Below are 1,811 nucleotides of genomic sequence, written 5' to 3'. Positions count from 1 at the left end.
GAACAGCTCTCGCTGAACTTCGACAACGTCGCCTACATCGACTCGCCGCTGCAGAACCTCGCTCTGCTGAAGGATACGCTGTCGGGGAAAACGCCGCTGGCGAGCGCGGGCGTGACGAGCGATGCCGAGCAGCTCGAGGCGATCTACCTTGGCGTTGCCTCCGACAAGACGGTGCCGATCTCGGTGGACTCCGTCATCGCGGTGACCACGATCCTCGGCACGCCGGTCACGGGAACCGCGGCAGAGAAGCTCGCGGCGGACGCGGAAGCGGTACGCATCGCAGTGCTGGCGGGCCACGGCTGATCTGACGCCGACCGGGAAGGGACTACCCCGGGGGCGCCCCGGGGTAGCTTCATCTTGACGCGCGCGTACCCGATTGCGGGCGGCGCGACGTTCACCCTCGAACGAGACCAAGCAGCCAGGAGGTTGCGATGAGAAGACTGTCCTCCAGACTAAAGACATCCGTCGCCGCGATCGGGATCATCGCCGCTTTCGGGTTCGCCGTGGGCGCAGGCTGGCTGCCGTTCCCGAGCCAGATCCCCGCTGCCGCCTGGGCCGCAGACACCGGCACGCATAGTGACGCGGGCGGCGAGGACCATCAGAAGGGTCAGCAGAAGGGCAAGGGCGGTCAGGGCGGACACGAGGACGAACACAGCGAAGGCGGGCACAGCGAGGGCGGCCATGGCCAGGGCGGTCCGATCGTCAAGGGCAGCACCGGCGGACACGGCCAGGGCGGGCCGGGCGCCGACAGCGAGGGCAAGGGCCCCCGTGCGGGGTCGCCTTCCGGCACGCGCGGCACCAAGCCTGTCTGGTCGCACGAGGGCATCCCGGAGGTCGAGCTTGGCCGGCTCAACGTGGCACGTTCGCCGTCCCACGTGTTGCAGCGCGCCTATGAAGAAGCGCTTGCGACGATCTCGCCCGACATGGTCGCGTTCTACAACCTGCCGCTCGATCAGGCGATCGAGCAGCTGTCGCTGAACTACGACAACGTGGCCCGCATCGACTCGCCACTTCAGAACCTCGCGCTGTTGAAGGACACGCTGAACGGCAGCTCCGCACTGTCCACCATGGGCGTGAAGAACGACCCGACGACACTCGAGGCGGTCTTTCTGGGCAACGCCTCTGACAAGACGGTGCCCATCACCAGAGAGACCGTCATCGCGGTGACCACGATCCTCGGCACCCCCGTGACCGGGACCGAGGCCGACCGCCTTGCAGCGCAGGCCGAAGCGGTCCGGATCGCGGTGCTCGCAGGTCACGACAGCTGAAGCGCGGCAGAGTTGCCACGGCCTGCCCCGGTGCTTTGGCGGGGGGCAAACATTGTCTTGCCGCCGGGGTCCGAATGGCGGGATGAACATCAGAGACATTCCGTGTTCGGAATTTTTTCGGGCACGGACTGCGGGGCGGGACAAGAAGAATACGGAGGCAGGCATGTCGAACAAGATTCGCGCGGTTCTCGGTTTTGCGATCGCAGCAACCCTGCTTGGAACAGGCGCTGCCGAGGCACAAAGCTCGGCCGGCCTGCTGAGCCTGGGGACAGCCAGCGTCACCTACGGGCCCTATGTCAGGATCGAGGCGGGCCTTTCCCATCCGAGCCTGAACGACGGCCATTGGCTGCCGGCCGGATACCCGACGGATCCGCGGGTGGACTTCGATCTGAGCGGCAAGACCTCGGGATTCCAGGCGATCGCGTTCGGCTATGACTGGATGAACGGGTTCCGTGGCGACATCGGCCTGCTGAACCTGGACAGATCGGACGTCACCGGCCCGCATTCCACCCCGGGACCGCATGCCGACATCACCTCTGCCTC

Annotated in this window: 3 protein-coding genes; all 3 read left to right on the top strand. The window is 66.5% G+C overall.

Annotated features, from left to right (window positions below; genetic code table 11):
• Window positions 1-303: hypothetical protein (locus tag EIP85_RS22950; RefSeq protein ID WP_206615638.1), on the top strand; the 303-nt coding region annotated here is incomplete at its 5' end.
• Window positions 304-431: 128 nt separating this feature from the next.
• Entirely contained in the window at window positions 432-1,268 is an 837-nt protein-coding gene (locus EIP85_RS22550) for a hypothetical protein (protein ID WP_127904443.1), read from the top strand.
• A 163-nt stretch (window positions 1,269-1,431) separates the two neighbouring features.
• Window positions 1,432-1,811 (top strand): hypothetical protein (locus EIP85_RS22545; RefSeq protein ID WP_164871874.1); only part of this gene is annotated, 380 nt, incomplete at its 3' end.

Origin of the sequence: Solirhodobacter olei (genome assembly GCF_004010155.1) — a bacterium.
GTDB lineage: Bacteria > Pseudomonadota > Alphaproteobacteria > Rhodobacterales > Rhodobacteraceae > Solirhodobacter > Solirhodobacter olei.
Note: the sequence above shows the minus strand (reverse complement) of the source record. Positions and strands in the feature narration are given on the sequence as shown.